Source organism: Algoriphagus lacus (assembly GCF_003583985.1).
In the GTDB taxonomy this organism is placed as follows: domain Bacteria; phylum Bacteroidota; class Bacteroidia; order Cytophagales; family Cyclobacteriaceae; genus Algoriphagus; species Algoriphagus lacus.
On record NZ_QXML01000001.1, the window covers coordinates 112,928 to 129,204 of the forward strand.

The 16,277-nt window shown below is 42.6% G+C and carries 16 protein-coding genes; 14 read left to right on the top strand and 2 right to left on the bottom strand.

Going from position 1 to position 16,277, the window contains the following annotated elements; translation table 11 throughout:
* Positions 1 to 59: 59 nt before the first annotated feature.
* The 6 genes from D0X99_RS00390 (at position 60) to D0X99_RS00420 (ending at position 8,545) form a co-directional block, all read left to right on the top strand.
* Positions 60 to 1,424, top strand: coding sequence for a sensor histidine kinase (locus tag D0X99_RS00390; RefSeq protein WP_119475671.1), 1,365 nt, complete (start codon positions 60 to 62; stop codon positions 1,422 to 1,424).
* A gap of 10 nt (positions 1,425 to 1,434) precedes the next feature.
* Positions 1,435 to 1,815, top strand: coding sequence for a response regulator (locus tag D0X99_RS00395; protein ID WP_119475672.1), 381 nt, complete (start codon positions 1,435 to 1,437; stop codon positions 1,813 to 1,815).
* Between the two features lie 636 nt (positions 1,816 to 2,451).
* The gene (locus D0X99_RS00405) at positions 2,452 to 2,832 is read left to right on the top strand and encodes a response regulator (protein WP_119475674.1); all 381 of its coding nucleotides are present in this window, start codon (positions 2,452 to 2,454) and stop codon (positions 2,830 to 2,832) included.
* Between the two features lies 1 nt (position 2,833).
* Complete coding sequence (locus tag D0X99_RS00410; RefSeq protein ID WP_119475675.1) at positions 2,834 to 3,874, top strand: adenylate/guanylate cyclase domain-containing protein; 1,041 nt, start codon at positions 2,834 to 2,836, stop codon at positions 3,872 to 3,874.
* 15 nt (positions 3,875 to 3,889) lie between these two features.
* Positions 3,890 to 4,633, top strand: coding sequence for a DUF6090 family protein (locus D0X99_RS00415; protein ID WP_119475676.1), 744 nt, complete (start codon positions 3,890 to 3,892; stop codon positions 4,631 to 4,633).
* A 282-nt stretch (positions 4,634 to 4,915) separates the two neighbouring features.
* Positions 4,916 to 8,545 (top strand): amidohydrolase family protein, encoded by a 3,630-nt coding sequence (locus D0X99_RS00420; protein ID WP_119475677.1) that lies wholly within the window; start codon positions 4,916 to 4,918, stop codon positions 8,543 to 8,545.
* A gap of 57 nt (positions 8,546 to 8,602) precedes the next feature.
* On the opposite strand, the gene D0X99_RS00425 is transcribed toward D0X99_RS00420, so the two are convergent.
* Complete coding sequence (locus tag D0X99_RS00425) at positions 8,603 to 9,067, bottom strand: TspO/MBR family protein (protein WP_119475678.1); 465 nt, start codon at positions 9,065 to 9,067, stop codon at positions 8,603 to 8,605.
* A gap of 3 nt (positions 9,068 to 9,070) precedes the next feature.
* Positions 9,071 to 9,373 (bottom strand): DUF4286 family protein, encoded by a 303-nt coding sequence (locus tag D0X99_RS00430; RefSeq protein ID WP_119475679.1) that lies wholly within the window; start codon positions 9,371 to 9,373, stop codon positions 9,071 to 9,073.
* Between the two features lie 96 nt (positions 9,374 to 9,469).
* On the opposite strand from D0X99_RS00430, the gene D0X99_RS00435 reads away from it, so the two are divergent.
* The 8 genes from D0X99_RS00435 to D0X99_RS00470 all read left to right on the top strand — a co-directional run bounded on the left by D0X99_RS00435 (position 9,470) and on the right by D0X99_RS00470 (position 16,267).
* Complete coding sequence (locus D0X99_RS00435; protein ID WP_119475680.1) at positions 9,470 to 10,135, top strand: carotenoid biosynthesis protein; 666 nt, start codon at positions 9,470 to 9,472, stop codon at positions 10,133 to 10,135.
* A 91-nt stretch (positions 10,136 to 10,226) separates the two neighbouring features.
* Positions 10,227 to 10,673 carry a sterol desaturase family protein gene (locus tag D0X99_RS00440; RefSeq protein ID WP_119475681.1) on the top strand — a complete coding sequence of 149 codons (447 nt, stop codon included), beginning with the start codon at positions 10,227 to 10,229 and terminating at the stop codon, positions 10,671 to 10,673.
* Complete coding sequence (locus tag D0X99_RS00445) at positions 10,670 to 11,566, top strand: MerR family transcriptional regulator (protein WP_119475682.1); 897 nt, start codon at positions 10,670 to 10,672, stop codon at positions 11,564 to 11,566. Before D0X99_RS00440 ends, D0X99_RS00445 begins: the two co-directional genes overlap by 4 nt.
* Before the next feature lie 277 nt (positions 11,567 to 11,843).
* Entirely contained in the window at positions 11,844 to 12,356 is a 513-nt protein-coding gene (locus D0X99_RS00450) for an RNA polymerase sigma factor (RefSeq protein WP_119475683.1), read from the top strand.
* A 4-nt stretch (positions 12,357 to 12,360) separates the two neighbouring features.
* The gene (locus D0X99_RS00455) at positions 12,361 to 13,845 is read left to right on the top strand and encodes a phytoene desaturase family protein (protein WP_119475684.1); all 1,485 of its coding nucleotides are present in this window, start codon (positions 12,361 to 12,363) and stop codon (positions 13,843 to 13,845) included.
* A 21-nt stretch (positions 13,846 to 13,866) separates the two neighbouring features.
* A complete protein-coding gene (locus D0X99_RS00460; protein WP_119475685.1) occupies positions 13,867 to 14,709 on the top strand; it encodes a phytoene/squalene synthase family protein in 843 nt (280 codons plus the stop codon).
* Positions 14,709 to 15,425, top strand: coding sequence for a lycopene cyclase domain-containing protein (locus D0X99_RS00465; RefSeq protein ID WP_119475686.1), 717 nt, complete (start codon positions 14,709 to 14,711; stop codon positions 15,423 to 15,425). The genes D0X99_RS00460 and D0X99_RS00465 overlap by 1 nt, the downstream gene beginning before the upstream one ends.
* Complete coding sequence (locus tag D0X99_RS00470; RefSeq protein WP_119475687.1) at positions 15,422 to 16,267, top strand: 4-hydroxy-3-methylbut-2-enyl diphosphate reductase; 846 nt, start codon at positions 15,422 to 15,424, stop codon at positions 16,265 to 16,267. The genes D0X99_RS00465 and D0X99_RS00470 overlap by 4 nt, the downstream gene beginning before the upstream one ends.
* Positions 16,268 to 16,277: the final 10 nt, after the last annotated feature.

Sequence of the window (16,277 nt, forward strand, 5' to 3'; positions counted from 1 at the left end):
AATTGGGATTAGATTGCTCGTAAAGGAATCAATCCCAGTTTCAAACCCATTCCTGTGAAATGATTTTTATCAATCTCATATCCCTTTTTCTTCTCTTTTACCTAAAGAAAAACCCCGGGCCGACACCACTGCCGGAGGAAATTCAAAAATTGTTCAAATGGGGGATGATTACCGCGGGAGTACTGATTGCATTGGGCATAAGCAATTTACCTCCTCAGATTCTCTATGAACTGATCTCATTTGTATTGGTAGGTGCCATTATCTACTTGATTTTGAATACCCCGGAGCTCGAGGTCCAAAAGAACATGGCCATTACTCCTCTTCCGATTTTAGGGGTACAACTTTTAAAGTATGTGGTTAAAACAATCAGTGTTTCGACCTACGAAAACATTGAAAATTACTTGGATGCGGCAGGATTTTTTGCCCTCATCTGGGCGGTGACCATGTGGCTGAATCACCGAAAGCAAATGAAGGAAATTGAGATCGAACGTATCATTTCCAAAGAACAGGAACGGCAGTTGAGAGCTACTGCCGAACAGAAAAATCAATTGGAAGTGCTTGTGGCAGAACGAACCTCAGAAATCCTCCAACAAAAAGAGGAACTTCAGGAAGCACTAAATCACTTGAAAGACACACAGGAACAGCTAATTCAACAGGAAAAACTTGCCTCGCTTGGACAGTTGACTGCAGGGATAGCACACGAAATCAAAAACCCACTCAACTTTGTCAATAACTTTTCCGAACTCAGTGTTGACTTCATCGAGGAGATTGAGGATGAGATGACGAAAATTGCCGATTGCCCAGAGAAAGAAAACATCCTGGAGCTTTTGGAGGATGTCAAATCAAATCTGGGTAAAATCAGGCACCATGGCTCCCGCGCGGACAGCATCGTTAAGTCCATGCTTCTTCATTCAAGAGGTGGAACAGGAACCAAAGAACCAACAGACCTAAATGGCCTGATCCGGGAATACGCCAATCTTGCTTTTCATGGAATGAGAGCAAATCCCAATCCGATCAATGTGGATATTCAACTTAAGCTTGAGGAACAGCTTGCCAAAATCAATCTTAACTCTGAGGATTTTAGTAGAGTCATTTTGAACTTGGTCAAAAATGCCTTTGATGCAATGCGGGAAAAAATTGTGAAAGAAGGAGGCGAGTATAAAGCCAAAGTTGAAATCAGGACCCAAGATCTGGGAGATAAAGTGCTCATCGAGGTGGAGGACAATGGCCCGGGAGTACCTGATGACATCAGAGATAAACTTTTGATGCCGTTTTTTACCACAAAAAAGGGCACCGAAGGAACAGGTCTGGGACTCAGCATTACGCACGACATCATCCAATCCCATGAGGGCACATTGGAAATCGAGTCTAAAGTTGGAGAGTTTACCAGATTCAGCATTGTATTACCAAAATCAAATCCTTAAATTTTTACCTATGAAAATCTTGATTGTAGACGATGAGCGTGACGTAGAAGATCTTTTTCGTCAAAAACTCAGAAAAGAAATCAGAAGTGGACAATTGGAACTGGTTTTTGCTTTTTCCGGAAATGAAGCACTTGAGGTTCTTGGAAGTGAAAATCCACCACAAGTCGTCTATGTTTTTTCCGATATCAACATGCCGGGCATGAGCGGTTTGGAGATGCTGGAAATTGTCAAATCAAGATTTCCCCAAATTCAGGTGAGTATGATTTCTGCATATGGAGACACTGAAAACTACAACAAAGCGATGAAATCAGGTGCAAAGGGTTTCTTTACCAAACCTGTGGACTTTGATTCCTTGAAAAAGGAAATAGCCGCCCTGCAAGGAGAGGGATAGGTAATACACTTTAGTTTCATCTGCTAAAACAACTCCTAAGTAAGTAGAATTGCCTCCTTAACTTTCAAACTTTCCATTTAAATCAATAAGAGGAAATTTTTCTGTCAAAGCCTTGAGTTCGACTTTAAAAACAGCCTTTCATTCATACCAGTTTTAGTTTTTTAATTTGAATTTTTTGGACCCGATGGCCAAACCCATTTAACGGAGTCCTTAAGGCGTCAACTTATAAAACCATCCCTTTCGGAGATAATGCTGCCTTTGGTAAATCTTAATAATGAGGATCTTATTCGAATGATGCCAAATTTGACAAAAACCCATTTTGATGCTACTCTCAACAAAATAAGTGCTGTAGGATTGGAATATAAAGCTAAATTAGGGTTTCGGATTCAGCATCTTGGAGACAAGGTTTTGATTAAGGTAGAATTCAATAGGCAATAAGTGCCTGGAGAAATTTGAGAGAAACTTATGACGCCTTTTTTCTGCCAAAAAGCGACCCGAAAAAAACCAGACTGGGATTAAGTATCACCCAAGATATTTCCAAATCTCATAAGGAACAGATAGTGATTTAATCAATGGTAGGAAAATACCGAGATTAAAATTTTATTGCCCAAATCAACAACTTAACTTTTTTTTCGAATGAAAATTTTGATTGTAGATGATGAACAGGATGTTGAAATCATGTTCCTTCAAAAATTCCGGAGAGAAATCAAAAGCAAACTCCTGGAAGTAGAATTTGCTTTTTCAGGGGAACAAGCTCTGGAAATGCTTGGACGTTTTGGTTCACCCGATGTTGTGTATGTGTTTTCAGACATCAACATGCCTGGAATGAGTGGACTTGAACTATTGGAAAACATTAAAACCAAATTTCCCCACATCCAGGTCAGTATGATTTCGGCTTATGGGGATCGGGAAAATTACAATAAAGCGATAAAGTCAGGAGCAAAAGGATTTTTTACCAAGCCCGTAGACTTTGAATCCCTAAAAAATGAAATAGCAGAACTGCTAACCAATAAATAAAATGGCGAAAATACTGGTAGTAGATGATGAGGAGGATCTGGAGATGCTTTTTAGGCAAAAGTATCGTCAGAAAATCCGCGCCGGAGAATATGAAATGCTTTTTGCGCTAAACGGGCAGTTGGCTTTGGACACCCTCAATGAACATCCCGATGTGGATATGATACTGAGCGATATCAATATGCCGGTCATGGATGGCCTGACGCTTCTATCCCATACCAAAGAAAAAAATCCGCTGATCAAAACGATCATCATTTCTGCCTATGGGGACATGGAAAACATCCGCAAAGCAATGAACCTTGGAGCGTTCGACTTTGTGACCAAACCGGTGGACTTCCAGGATTTGGAAATTACCATCGAAAAAACCCTCAGCTACATCAATCAGGTAAAAGGCACCCTCCAAGCTATGCGGGAAAATAACATCCTGAAAATGTACGTCGATGAGACGGTGCTGAATTTCATGGGTGGAAAAGAAATCGAGTCAGCACTGATGGAGAATGTCACCATTGATGCGACTGCAGCCTTTATTGACTTGGTTGGCTTTACCAAAATTTCCGAAACCGAAAATCCCAACACTGTTGTTGGGCTGCTTAATGAGTATTTTGACCTGATGGTACGGGAAATCATCGAACAAAAAGGTAGCGTGGATAAATTTATAGGTGATGCAGTGATGGCAGTATTTCAGGGAGAAGACCACCTTGGCCGTGCTGTAAAAGCCTGTATTGAAATCCGCGATAAAATGGAAGCAATCCCGGAGTATTCGACGATAACACATTTCAGACCTCAAGTCTCCATTGGGATTAATTCAGGAGAGATGGTCTCGGGAAATATTGGCTCCAAATCACTGAAACGATTGGATTATACTGTGATCGGCGATACTGTGAATGTGGCCTCCAGGCTTCAAAATGCGGCAAATCCAGGTCAAATTCTGATTTTGGACAAAAGTGCCGACCAGATCAAAGACAGATTCAAAGTCAATCCATTTGGGGAAATGAAGCTGAAAAACAAGGCCAATCCTGTTACAGTTTTTGAAGTACTTAGCTAGAAAAGCGGTTGGACTATGGTTTCGCTTTTCAGAAAAATCCGTCAAAAACTTTTAGGCCAACACCGTATAACCCAATACCTGGCCTATGCAGTCGGAGAGATTTTTTTGGTGGTCATTGGGATATTAATTGCCCTCCAGATCAACACCTGGAATGAGTTGCGAAAGACCAGGCAATACGAGATCAAAATGCTCAAAGAGCTAAAATCAACCCTGGAAAAAGACAGGAATTACTTTTCATCCCAAATTCCCAGACTTAGCCATAAGCAGGAAGCCGCAAACCGGCTTTTGGCCATGATTGAAAACAAGGAGGAAAATCTCGACACATTGAATAAATACTTTGCTGATCTGAGGTTTGATATTCTGTTTCAATACAATGCCGGGGCATATGGGTCAATAAAATCGGGAGGAATCGACAAAATCTCCAATGACTCGATCCGGGCCAAAATGGCCGATATTTATGAGTTTTTGATCCCGAGATCTGAGAAAATTTTTGAAAACCTCAGCAATTTGGACCCGGTTGAAAGTGCCTTGGTGGAGCAATTGACCACCCGGGTAATCGTTCCTTTGGAAAACGGAGAAAAAACCATCCGGGGAAGAATGATTGATCCCAAGGTTATTTACAGGGAGGAGTTTTTACACTTAATCCAGCTCCATAAAAATAGTACCTACACCACCAAAAACAGATTAGAAAGCCTCCTTCCTCCGATCGAAGATTTGATTTTATTGATAGAAGAGGAACTTAATTCCACCCCTGCATAAATTCTGTTTATCGGGATTTTCCATTCTTCTTAGCCAAAGAAGTCTAAGGGAAAATGTCCGAAAACGATCTATTTAAGCCTTGGACATAGTTTGTATTTGTAAAAGACCAAAGATTCCCAGTAGATTATATGCCCAAATCCAATGGACTTGAGATGGAGCATTTCCCAAAGGACGCACAACGAAAAGACAAACTGTCTCAATTGATTCTCCCTAAACATGCCTGCCGGAAATAGATAGGTTTGTGACAGGCATTCTGATTTTAAAACAACAAATTATTAACAGATGAAAAAACTTACCCAACCCGCATTACTGGTGGCTTTAGGCGCATCGGTCAGTTTTGCGGCTTTGGTTCCACGATCCGGGGAGGCATTGTTCCCCATGGAAAAGGAAGTCAAGGCCTCTGCTGACAGTGTGAAAAAAGACAGTATTGACTACCCAAAATTCAAAGATCTTCCATTAAAGGCAGAACGTGAGGTCAAATTTACCACCCAGGAAGGAACCTGGATGAGTTTGGACGTGAGTCCGGATGGAAAAACGTTAGCTTTTGATTTGCTAGGTGACATTTACACCTTGCCTATCGAAGGAGGAAAAGCTACTCCATTTACATCCGGAATGGCTTATGAAACGCATCCGCGTTTTTCCCCTGACGGAAGTAAAATCCTGTTTACCTCAGACCGTGCGGGCAGCGACAATCTTTGGTATATCGATCAGGTGAAAAAAGATACCGTCCAGGTCACCAAAGATAAAAATGGCGATGTGCCAGGCGCTGCATGGACTCCTGACGGAGAATACATTATTGTCTCCAAAGGAAGGAGAATCTCCAAGCTATGGATGTATCATAAAGACGGTGGAGGAGGAATTCAGCTGAATGAGAATCCTGCAACGATGAAAACCATTGACCCGGTAGTAAGTCCAGATGGGAAGAAAGTTTATTTCTCCTGGCGAACAGGATCCTGGAACTACAATGCGCTTTTGCCTCAATACCAAATCGGGACCTATGATTTTGAGAAAGGCCAAATTACCAGCATCACCTCCCGATATGGATCGGCATTCACTCCTACCTTAAGTAAAGACGGAAACTGGATGGTCTACGGATCCCGATGGGAAGACAAAACAGGCTTTGTACTTAGAAACTTAAAAACGGGAGAGGAAAAATGGCTCGCCTATCCAGTCCAACGGGATGAGCAAGAGTCCATCGCCCCTCAAGGTGTCCTTCCAGCTATGGCTTTCACTCCGGACAGTAAGTTTGTAATTGCTTCCTATGGAGGAAAAATCTGGAAACTTTCTGTAGACGGAGCACCGGCTCAGGAAATTCCTTTTGAGGTGGATGTGAAACTGGCAATGGGTCCTCGTCTTTATTTCAATTATGAAATCAAGGACACAACAGCCAAACTTGCCACCCAAATCCGTGATGCTGTACCCTCTCCGGACGGAAAAAAGCTAGCCTTCACGGCACTCAACAGATTGTACGTAATGGACTATCCCAACGGAACTCCAAAAAGAGTCACTTCCCATGATTTTACTGAGGCCATGCCTTCTTGGAGTCCTGACGGAACACAACTTGTATTCACCACTTGGGATGAAAAACTCGGGGGAAATCTCTACATAGCCTCCGTTACAGGCAGAGGCAGCGTGACTAAATTGACCGCAGAATCTGCTTTTTATGTAGGTCCTGTCTGGGGTCCAAATAATAAAATCGTGGTCTATAAAGGATCCAATCGTCTACTTCAAGAGGCTGAAGGACCCAGAGTAAATGGTGCGGAAGCAGAGTTGGTATGGATTCCGTCTTCGGGTGGATCATTCAGAAAAATAATGGATGCTGGAAATTATGGAAATCCTCATTTTACCCGGGACACAACAAGAATATTCCTAAATGGTGCTGGAGGATCTTTACTCAGTGTAAAGTGGGATGGAACTGACGAAAAAATCTACGCCAGAATCACTGGGATTACCCCATTTGGATCTGCTGCAGATCCACATGCTGACCATGAACATGCCAGCCTGGAGGAAGCCTCCACGGTTCGATATGTAATGGGAAAACCGATTTCCAATGCCGATGCAGTTAATTACTGCATGCTTCCTGAAGGATCAAATTCCCGCGAACCGCAGATGATGCCGGCAAGTGCCAGTACCATTTTGATGGCTCCTGTAGGGAACAAAGCTTTGGCACAAGTCAACAACAACGTCTATGTAGTCACGATTCCAACTGCAGGAAAGGTACCTACCATCAATGTGGCCGAACCAAGTGCGAGCAATTTCCCATCCCGTCAATTGACTGAAATCGGAGGAGAATGGCCTGCTTGGGAAGCCGATGGCAAAAAAGTACACTGGTCATTGGGAAATGGTCATTGGGTTTATGATATCGCTAGGGCAGAGTTTGTGGAAGACTCCGTAAAATCTGCCAAAAAAGCAAAAACGCTTGCCGATGCCGACAGCGTAGCCACTCTAAAAGCAAAAGGTGAAGACGCAGTAAAACTGGCTGATTCTTTGGCAAAAGCTGAAAAGAAACGAATCGAAGAGCTTTTCAAAACTGATAAAGAAAAAGCAAAAGCCGACAGCACCTATAAAGCTCAACTCAAGGAAAAAGAAAGCTACAAGCCGACTGAGCATCAGGTGAAAGTCTACTTTGCCAAGGATACTCCTAAAGGAAGCATTCTCCTGAAAAATGCCCGAATCATTACCATGAACGGGTCAGAGGTAATAGAAAATGGAGACATTTTGATTGAAAACAACCAAATCAAAGCCGTCGGGAAAACCGGAACTCTTGATGCAGGAAGTGCTCAAGTCATTGATGTCTCAGGCAAAACCATCACTCCGGGCTTCATCGATACCCATGCCCACATGTGGCCTACTTGGGGACTGCACAAAAATTCGGTTTGGATCTATGCAGCAAACTTGGCGTATGGCGTTACGACAACCCGTGATCCTCAGACAGCTACCACCGATGTGCTAACTTACGGAGATATGGTTGAGGCTGGGATGGTTCCTGGACCAAGGGTGTACTCCACCGGACCAGGTGTCGGATTCTGGATGTACAATATGAAATCTCTGGACCAAACCAAGAATGTCCTGAAGCAGTACAGCAAATACTACAATACCCAGTATATCAAAATGTATTTGGTGGGTAACCGACAGCATCGTCAATGGGTGATTATGGCTGCCAAAGAGCAACAACTCATGCCAACCACTGAAGGTGGACTGGATTTCAAACTGAACATGACTCAGTTGTTTGACGGATATCCTGGACATGAGCACGCTATTCCAATTCACCCGCTTTATGGTGATGTGACCCGTGCCGTGGCAGAAAGCAAAATGGCCTATACACCTACCTTACTCGTAGCGTATGGCGGTCCTTGGGCCGAAAATTTCTATTATATCAATGAAAGTCCACTTCATGATCCCAAGTTGAATCGCTTCACTCCTTACGATGAAATGAACTCCAAAGCACGCAGAAGAGTGGGCGGCCTGGGTGGATGGTTTGCGCCGGAGGACCATGTATTTCAAAAACATGCCCAGGGTGTAAATTCAATTGTGAAGCAGGGTGGACTGGCAGGTGTTGGTTCGCATGGACAGCTTCAAGGCTTGGGATACCATTGGGAACTTTGGTCAGTAGCCAGCGGAGGAATGAGTAATCTCGATGCCATTAAAGTCGCAACAATTCTTGGAGCAGAAGCTTTAGGATTGGACAAAGAGCTGGGAAGTATTGAATCCGGAAAACTTGCCGACTTGGTGATCATGGATAAAAACCCACTGGAGAATATCCGAAACACCAATAGCATCACGCATGTGGTGAAAAACGGCAGAGTGTATGACGGAAATACGCTTGATGAAATCCTCCCAACTCCAAGAAAACTCGACATTACGCCTTGGACCAAACCTGCTCCAGCAGTGACTACCAGTGTGAAGGAGTAAAATCTAAAAAATCTCAAAATGAAAAACCCAGCTCGGATTTGAGCTGGGTTTTTGCTTTTAATTCAACCACCAAATCGACGCATTCAGCACCGTGGCAAAAGAAACCCACCCCAAATAGGGCAACAGCAAGCCGGAAGCGAGCGGACTAACCTTTCGAAATTGAAAGATGCACATCAAAATGGAAATCCAAAGTGGAACGATCACAACAAGTCCCAGGATCGGAGACTGCATCCCAAAGAAGGCCGGTGACCAAAGGGCATTCAATCCTAACTGTACAAAATACAGGGTAAGCAATTGCTTTTTATAAGGACTTTCGCTTTTCCAAATTAGGAAACAGGCAATTCCCATCAGCACATAGAGCGAAGTCCAAACTGGACCAAAAAGCCAGTTGGGTGGATTCCAAGTGGGACGGTTGATTGTCAAGTACCAGCTCTGAACCGAACTAATTGTAAAGAATGCACCCAATCCTCCAGCAAGTTGTGGTAAGGCAAGGCTGATGATCAGTTTAAGGTAGTTTGGCATGGATCAGATCGTTTCAAGAAGGGTTCGGAAGGCAATCGCTTTATCCTTGTAGCGCTCCTGAGTTTTGGCTCGGAGAAGTGCCGCATGCTTTTTCTCATACTCCATCATTTGATCAATACTGTCAGTAAAATACTGAATGCAGTAGTTGGTAGATCCGTCATCGGAATCATGCAGCAAGCGGAAAAACTTGTGTTCATGGAAAATGCCAGTTTCAAGCACTTCCGGGATATGGACCGATTTCATCCAAGAAACAAAGTCCTGCTCAATGTCAGAGGTGACGTTTATAGTGATATTGTATAGGATCATAATCAGTGAATTGGGTTTTATTTACTTTTTTTGCTAACAATAAAGAGGCAGTAAAGTTAGGAATCCCAAAACGAAACTTCGCCCACCTGATTAATTATGCATAAATACGTCCCTTCTCGTGGGGAATCCCGGATTTCCAGAGTATTGATTGCCAAAGTGGTGATCATTGCACTTCATCTGGTCGGGGTAATTGGCCTAAGTCTGCCAGAGTTCCAGGAATTGTTTCTGAAACTCACTCCAACCCAGCTTTTGATTTCCCTGTTCCTGATTTTATTCTTCCATAAAGGTTGGAATGATGCTTTCCCAGTTTTTGCTGCTGCCGCTTTTTGGATAGGTTTCGGTTCGGAATTGATCGGAATCCACACCGGCTACCTTTATGGGGACTATGTCTATGGCCCTACCTTGGGAACTAAGCTTTGGGACGTCCCCATTATCATAGGCGTTAATTGGTTTATTCTTAGTTACCTTACAGGAACTCTATTTCATAAAATCCCGAATGACATCTACGCAGCAATCCTTGGTGCCACTGCGATGACCTGCCTCGATTACATCATGGAGCCGGTAGCTGTGGCCTTGGATTTTTGGGCATGGAAGTTTGACATTATACCTCCAGGCAATTATTTGGGCTGGTTTGGCGTATCATTCCTGATCCATTTGATCTATAGGAAAGCCCAATTCGAAAAATCAAACCCAATTGCCTTCCCTCTAATAATGGCTTTGATTTTGTTCTTTGCAGTTTTAAATCTTACCCTTGACATTTGATTCGATGGATTAAAGGACTTTATTTCTGAACACATACTTTGATCTTGAATTTATTATCTAACAAAACTTCAAATTTCTGGTTATCACGATAATGATTACAGCAATAGGGTTCATAATACTGGGATTTGCAGCCATGGAATTTTCTGGATGGTTCATCCATAAGTACCTGATGCATGGTCCTCTTTGGATGATTCATAAGACTCACCATCAGCCTTCAAAGACTTTCTTTGAGCTGAATGACTTGTTTTCTGTCCTATTTGGAAGCATTGCTGTAGTTCTGATTTTACTCGGGGTAGACAATTTTGACTACCGATTCTGGATAGGCATGGGAATCAGTCTTTATGGAATTTTATACTTCATTTTGCATGATGTATTGGTTCACAGAAGGCTAAAATGGTTTGACCGGCCTAATAACACATTCCTGAAAGGCATTTTCAAAGCCCATCAGGCTCATCATCGAACAAATCAAAAAGAAGACGCTGTCTCGTTTGGATTGTTTGTAGTACCCAAAGAATTCTTTAAAAACGAAGAAAAGTGAGCACCTATTCGATCAAGGATCTGGAACAACTGTCAGGCATAAAAGCCCATACGTTGCGTATATGGGAGCAACGTTACAATTTGCTTAGCCCCAAACGCACGGATACCAATATTCGGTTCTATGACGACGATGACCTCAAGTTGATCTTGAATGTGGCATTGTTAAATGACAATGGAGTCAAGATCAGCAAAATTGCTTCAATGGCTTCGGATGAAATCCGAAATGAAGTAATAAAACTAACCGAACGGTCACTGACTCACGATGATCAAATCCATGCCCTGACAATCTCAATGATTGAAATGGACGAAGAGCGATTTGACAAGGTGCTGTCAGGCAATATTTCCAAACTTGGATTTGAGCAGACCATGCTCAATATTATTTATCCGTTCATGTCCAAAATTGGAGTGCTATGGCAAACAGGGGCTATCAATCCTGCCCAAGAGCACTTTATATCCAATCTTGTTCGTCAAAAAATGATCGTTGCGATCGACGGACAAAAAAGGTTTAATGGAGGAAAAAAATTCTTACTCTTTCTTCCGGAAGGAGAATTACATGAAATTTCACTGCTTTTTGCGAGTTACCTAATCAAATCGAAAGGTCACAAGGTCATTTACTTGGGTCAAAGTACTCCCAAGGACGATCTGCTGTCCGTGTACAAAGTCCATCAACCTGAATTTCTGTTGACGGTGATCACCACTTCCCCTTCAGCAGAATATGCACAGGAGTACATCAACTCACTTTCAGAACGGTTTTCCGATTCCCAGATTCTGGTGACCGGATATCAGGTGATCGGCCAAGACCTGACGTTCCCTTCCAATGTCCGCCAGATGAACTACATCCGGGACATCAAAGAGATGCTGGAAGAACTAAGCGAAGTTCATCAGGAAAAATAATTCAGCTCCAATTTCCACTTTATACAAAAAGGTTCTTCATCAAAAAGAGCCTTTTTCTTTGATTATAGTTTTTTCAAAGGGCTATTCCAGACTGCTGTCAGGCTATTGTAATTTCTCAGGTTGGCATTCTCAGGCCCATTTTCATGTATATACAGCGATTCAGCACACTTTTCGACCCTTCATCAACTTTTGTTTAATCTAATTGAAAAAAAATTCAACAAAACACTTGCGGTTTGTTTAATGATTGTTACATTTGATTAAACAAAACAAAGCAGCCATGACAACTCTAGAATTCAGTTATTCACTTAACAAGCTTTCCAGTTCGTTGAAGCCTTTTGCCATGAAACTTACCAGAGACGTGGACGATGCGAATGATCTTTTGCAAGACACCATGGTTAAGGCTTTTACAAACAGAGACAAATTTACTGATGGTACTAATCTAAAGGCATGGTTGTACACCATCATGAAGAATACCTTCATCACCAACTATCAGCGTATGGTGAGAAGAGGAACTTTTGTAGATACAACAGACAATCTTCACTACATCAATTCCAGCGATGCACTGATTGAAAACGGTGTGTTTGGAAGCTTCGCAATGGATGACATTCAAACCGCAATTGAAAAGTTGGAAGATGTTTATAAAACTCCTTTCATGATGCATTTCCGTGGATTCAAATACCATGAGATTGCAGATAAGCTTCAAATCCCAATTGGAACTGTAAAAAATAGGATCCATATTGCCCGCAAACTACTCAAGGAAGACTTGATGGTGTACAAGCATAAAAATTGATCTTATGTCTCAAAAACAAGTGGTGGTCATTGGTTCCGGATTCGCGGGACTATCGGCAGCCACCTATCTGGCTGATAAAACTAGTTGTTCAGTCACCATTTTAGAAAAGAATGATTCCCCAGGTGGTCGAGCTAGAAAGTTCGAACACCAGGGGTTTGTTTTTGATATGGGTCCAAGCTGGTATTGGATGCCGGATGTCTTCGAAGATTACTTCGCCGCTTTTGGCAAAAGGCCCTCAGATTATTATGATCTACTCCGCCTGGATCCTTCCTATGCCGTGATATATGGAGAAGAGGATGTCTTGGATATTCCGGCAGATTTATCGGATTTTAAAGCCATGCTCGACAAGATTGAGCCCGGTGCCGGAGGTCAGCTGGACAAGTTTCTTGCTCAGGCTAAATACAAGTACGAAGTCGGAATCCACGATTTGGTCAACAGACCAAGCAGATCACTTTTTGAATTTACTTCTCCTGGTCTACTGGTAGACATGATCCGAATGGATATCTTCCAGTCCATGGCCAAGCACGTGCGTAAATATTTTACACACGACAAAATCATACGCTTGATGGAGTTTCCCGTGCTTTTCTTAGGTGAAACTGCCGAAAACATCCCTGCTTTATACAGCTTGATGAACTATGCTGACATTGCCTTGGGCACCTGGTACCCAAAAAATGGAATGCATGAAATCATCAAAGGAATGGTTTCGCTTGCGGAGGAAAAAGGAGTTAAGATCCGCTATTCTGCAGAAGTGGAAGAAATTGAAGTGGAAAATGGTCAGGCTAGACGAGTTCGTTTAAAGTCTGGGGAAAAAATCAATGCAGATATCGTAGTGGCTGGGGCTGATTATCACCATGTGGATAAACATTTGCTGAATCCAAATTACAGTAATTACTCTGAAGACTACTGGGACAAGCGGGTCATGGCCCCATCCAGTTTGCTCTTTTACCTTGGAGTCAACAAACGATTGTCCAACCTCCGACACCACAATCTTTTCTTTGATGAGCCGCTTGGTCCTCATGCAGATGCAATTTATACGAATCCCCGTTGGCCTGAAAAACCCCTTTTCTATGCATCGGTACCATCCATCACCGATCCAACAGTAGCTCCGGAAGGAATGGAAAACCTTTTCCTGCTGGTTCCGCTGGCTCCCAATCTGGAGGATTCAGAGGAAATGCGGGAAAAATATTACGACATCATCATGGATCGATTGGAAAAAATAAGCGGACAAGAAATTCGCTCCCATGTTATTTACAAACGTTCCTATGCACATTCTGATTTCAAATCAGATTACCACGCATTCAAAGGCAATGCCTACGGATTGGCCAATACCTTACTTCAGACTGCGATTTTAAAGCCTTCTTTGAAAAGCAAAAAAGTGAAAAATCTGTACTATACCGGTCAATTGACTGTGCCGGGCCCAGGTGTTCCTCCATCGCTGATTTCTGGCAGGGTTGTGGCCAAGGAAGTGATGAAAGAAAACAATTTGTAGACAAAAAGGTATATTAAAGCAATGGATGCTATAGCGCTTTACGACCAAACCACTCTGGAATGTAGCCGACTGATCACTCAGCGCTACAGCACCAGTTTTACGCTGGGGATCAAAACTCTGGACAAGAAGTTCCATTTGCCTATTTATGCCATTTATGGTTTTGTTAGGTATGCCGATGAAATCGTGGACACCTTTCACAATCAAGACAAACAAGCGCTCCTAGCTCGGTTTAAAAAAGACACCTACGAGGCAATCGAAAGCGGGATTTCTTTAAATCCGGTTCTCCACGCATTTCAGCTGATGGTCAATAAGTATAAAATTGATCTTGACTTAATCGAAGCTTTCCTGCATAGCATGGAAATGGACCTGGACTTCAAAACTTACAACGACTCTAAATACAACGAATACATCTATGGGTCTGCCGAAGTGGTCGGGTTAATGTGTTTGAAAGTATTTTGTGAGGGAGATGACCAAATGTACCAGCGTCTTCGAGAACCTGCCTGCAAGCTTGGAGCAGCTTTTCAAAAAGTCAATTTCCTACGGGACATTAAAAGTGATTATGAAGAGCGTGGGAGAGTGTATTTTCCCGGGGTGGATTTTACCCAATTCGATAAACCAGCAAAAAGCCTGATCGAGGAAGATATTCAAAAAGATTTCAACGATTCGTTGATTGGGATTGAAGGACTTCCCTCTGGGGCAAAACTGGGAGTACGAGTAGCCTATTTGTATTACCAAAAACTGTTTGATAAAATCAAAGGACTTCCAGCTGAAACCATTACGCAGAAGCGCATCCGAATTCCTAATTCCCAAAAATTGTCACTTTTGATAGGAACCTATTTTGAATCCAAACTGGGTCTCGTCTAATGGAAAAGTTTGTTTACCTCGGAGTAATCCTGTTTGCATTGTCCTATCCTTTGGCCCAGTCATTTGAGCACCGGATTCAATATGCTACAAAATGGTATGCGCTTTTCCCTGCTTTGTTGATTACGGCTGCTTTTTTCATTGTTTGGGATTACTGGTTTACACAGATTGGGGTCTGGGAATTCAACTCCCGCTATGTCCTAGGAATTTTCTTTCTTGACCTACCACTGGAAGAATGGATGTTTTTCTTTGTGGTCCCATTTGCCTGCGTTTTCATTTACGAGGTCCTGATTTACTTCTTCCCCAAAGATTACTTTCAACCCTTGGCAAAACCTGTTGTCTATATTACTGTGCCATTTTTGATCGGTATGGGAATCCTTCATATGGACAAATGGTACACTTCTGTGAATATGTTTGTGGGGGCTGGGACATTGCTTGCTCATTTTCTGATTTTCAATGACCGGTATTTGGGAAGATTTATTTTCGCATACCTCGTACACCTCATTCCTTTGATGCTCTGCAATGGAATACTTACCGGAGGACTTACAGAAGAACCGGTAGTCATTTACAACAATGCGGAAAATCTGGGAATCCGGATTTGGACGGTTCCAATTGAGGATACCGTTTACTCCATGACCCTGTTTCTCATGAATATCAGTATATTCGAAAAGATTCGAAGCCAAAAACAATTGAAACCTACTGAAGTTAATAGGCTATGAAAAATCTCCAGGTACAAATCGATGACCATTCAGGCTTTTGCTTCGGTGTGGTCTATGCCATAGAAATGGCCGAAGAAATACTGGACGAGCAGGGGTATCTCTATTGCTTGGGTGACATCGTCCATAATGACGAAGAAGTTAACCGGCTTACAAGAAAAGGCCTGAAAATTATTGACCACAGTGATCTGCATGAACTGAAGGATGAAAAAGTTCTGATCCGTGCTCACGGCGAACCCCCATCAACCTATGAACTGGCAATCAATAATAACCTTACCCTTATTGACGCGAGTTGCCCAGTCGTATTGAAACTGCAAAATCGGATTAAAAATTCCTTTGATAAAGACGAAACGATCTACATCTATGGCAAACATGGCCATGCAGAAGTGATTGGCCTATTGGGTCAAACCAATAACAAAGCGGTCGTATTTCAGGATATTTCAGAATTGGATATCCCAAGTCTTCCGAAAAATCTTACCCTTTACAGTCAGACTACCAAAAGCACTGACAAGTTTTACGAAATCAATGATATTCTGACCCAAAACGGAATCGCGGTTAATACCAACGATACCATTTGCAGGCAGGTATCCAACCGGGACAAAGAACTCCGGGCTTTTGCTGAAAAATTTGACAAAATCGTTTTCGTAAGCGGGACAAAATCCTCCAATGGAAAGGTTCTTTACAACGTCTGCAAAGAGCGAAACCCAAACACATATTTCGTGTCTAATCCTGAGCAAATTGAAGCTTCTTGGTTTGGCCAAAACGAATCGGTAGGGATATGCGGTGCCACTTCTACTCCGATGTGGCTGATGGAACAGGTAAAAGAGCGAATTCTTACTTTCTGATCAACACTTC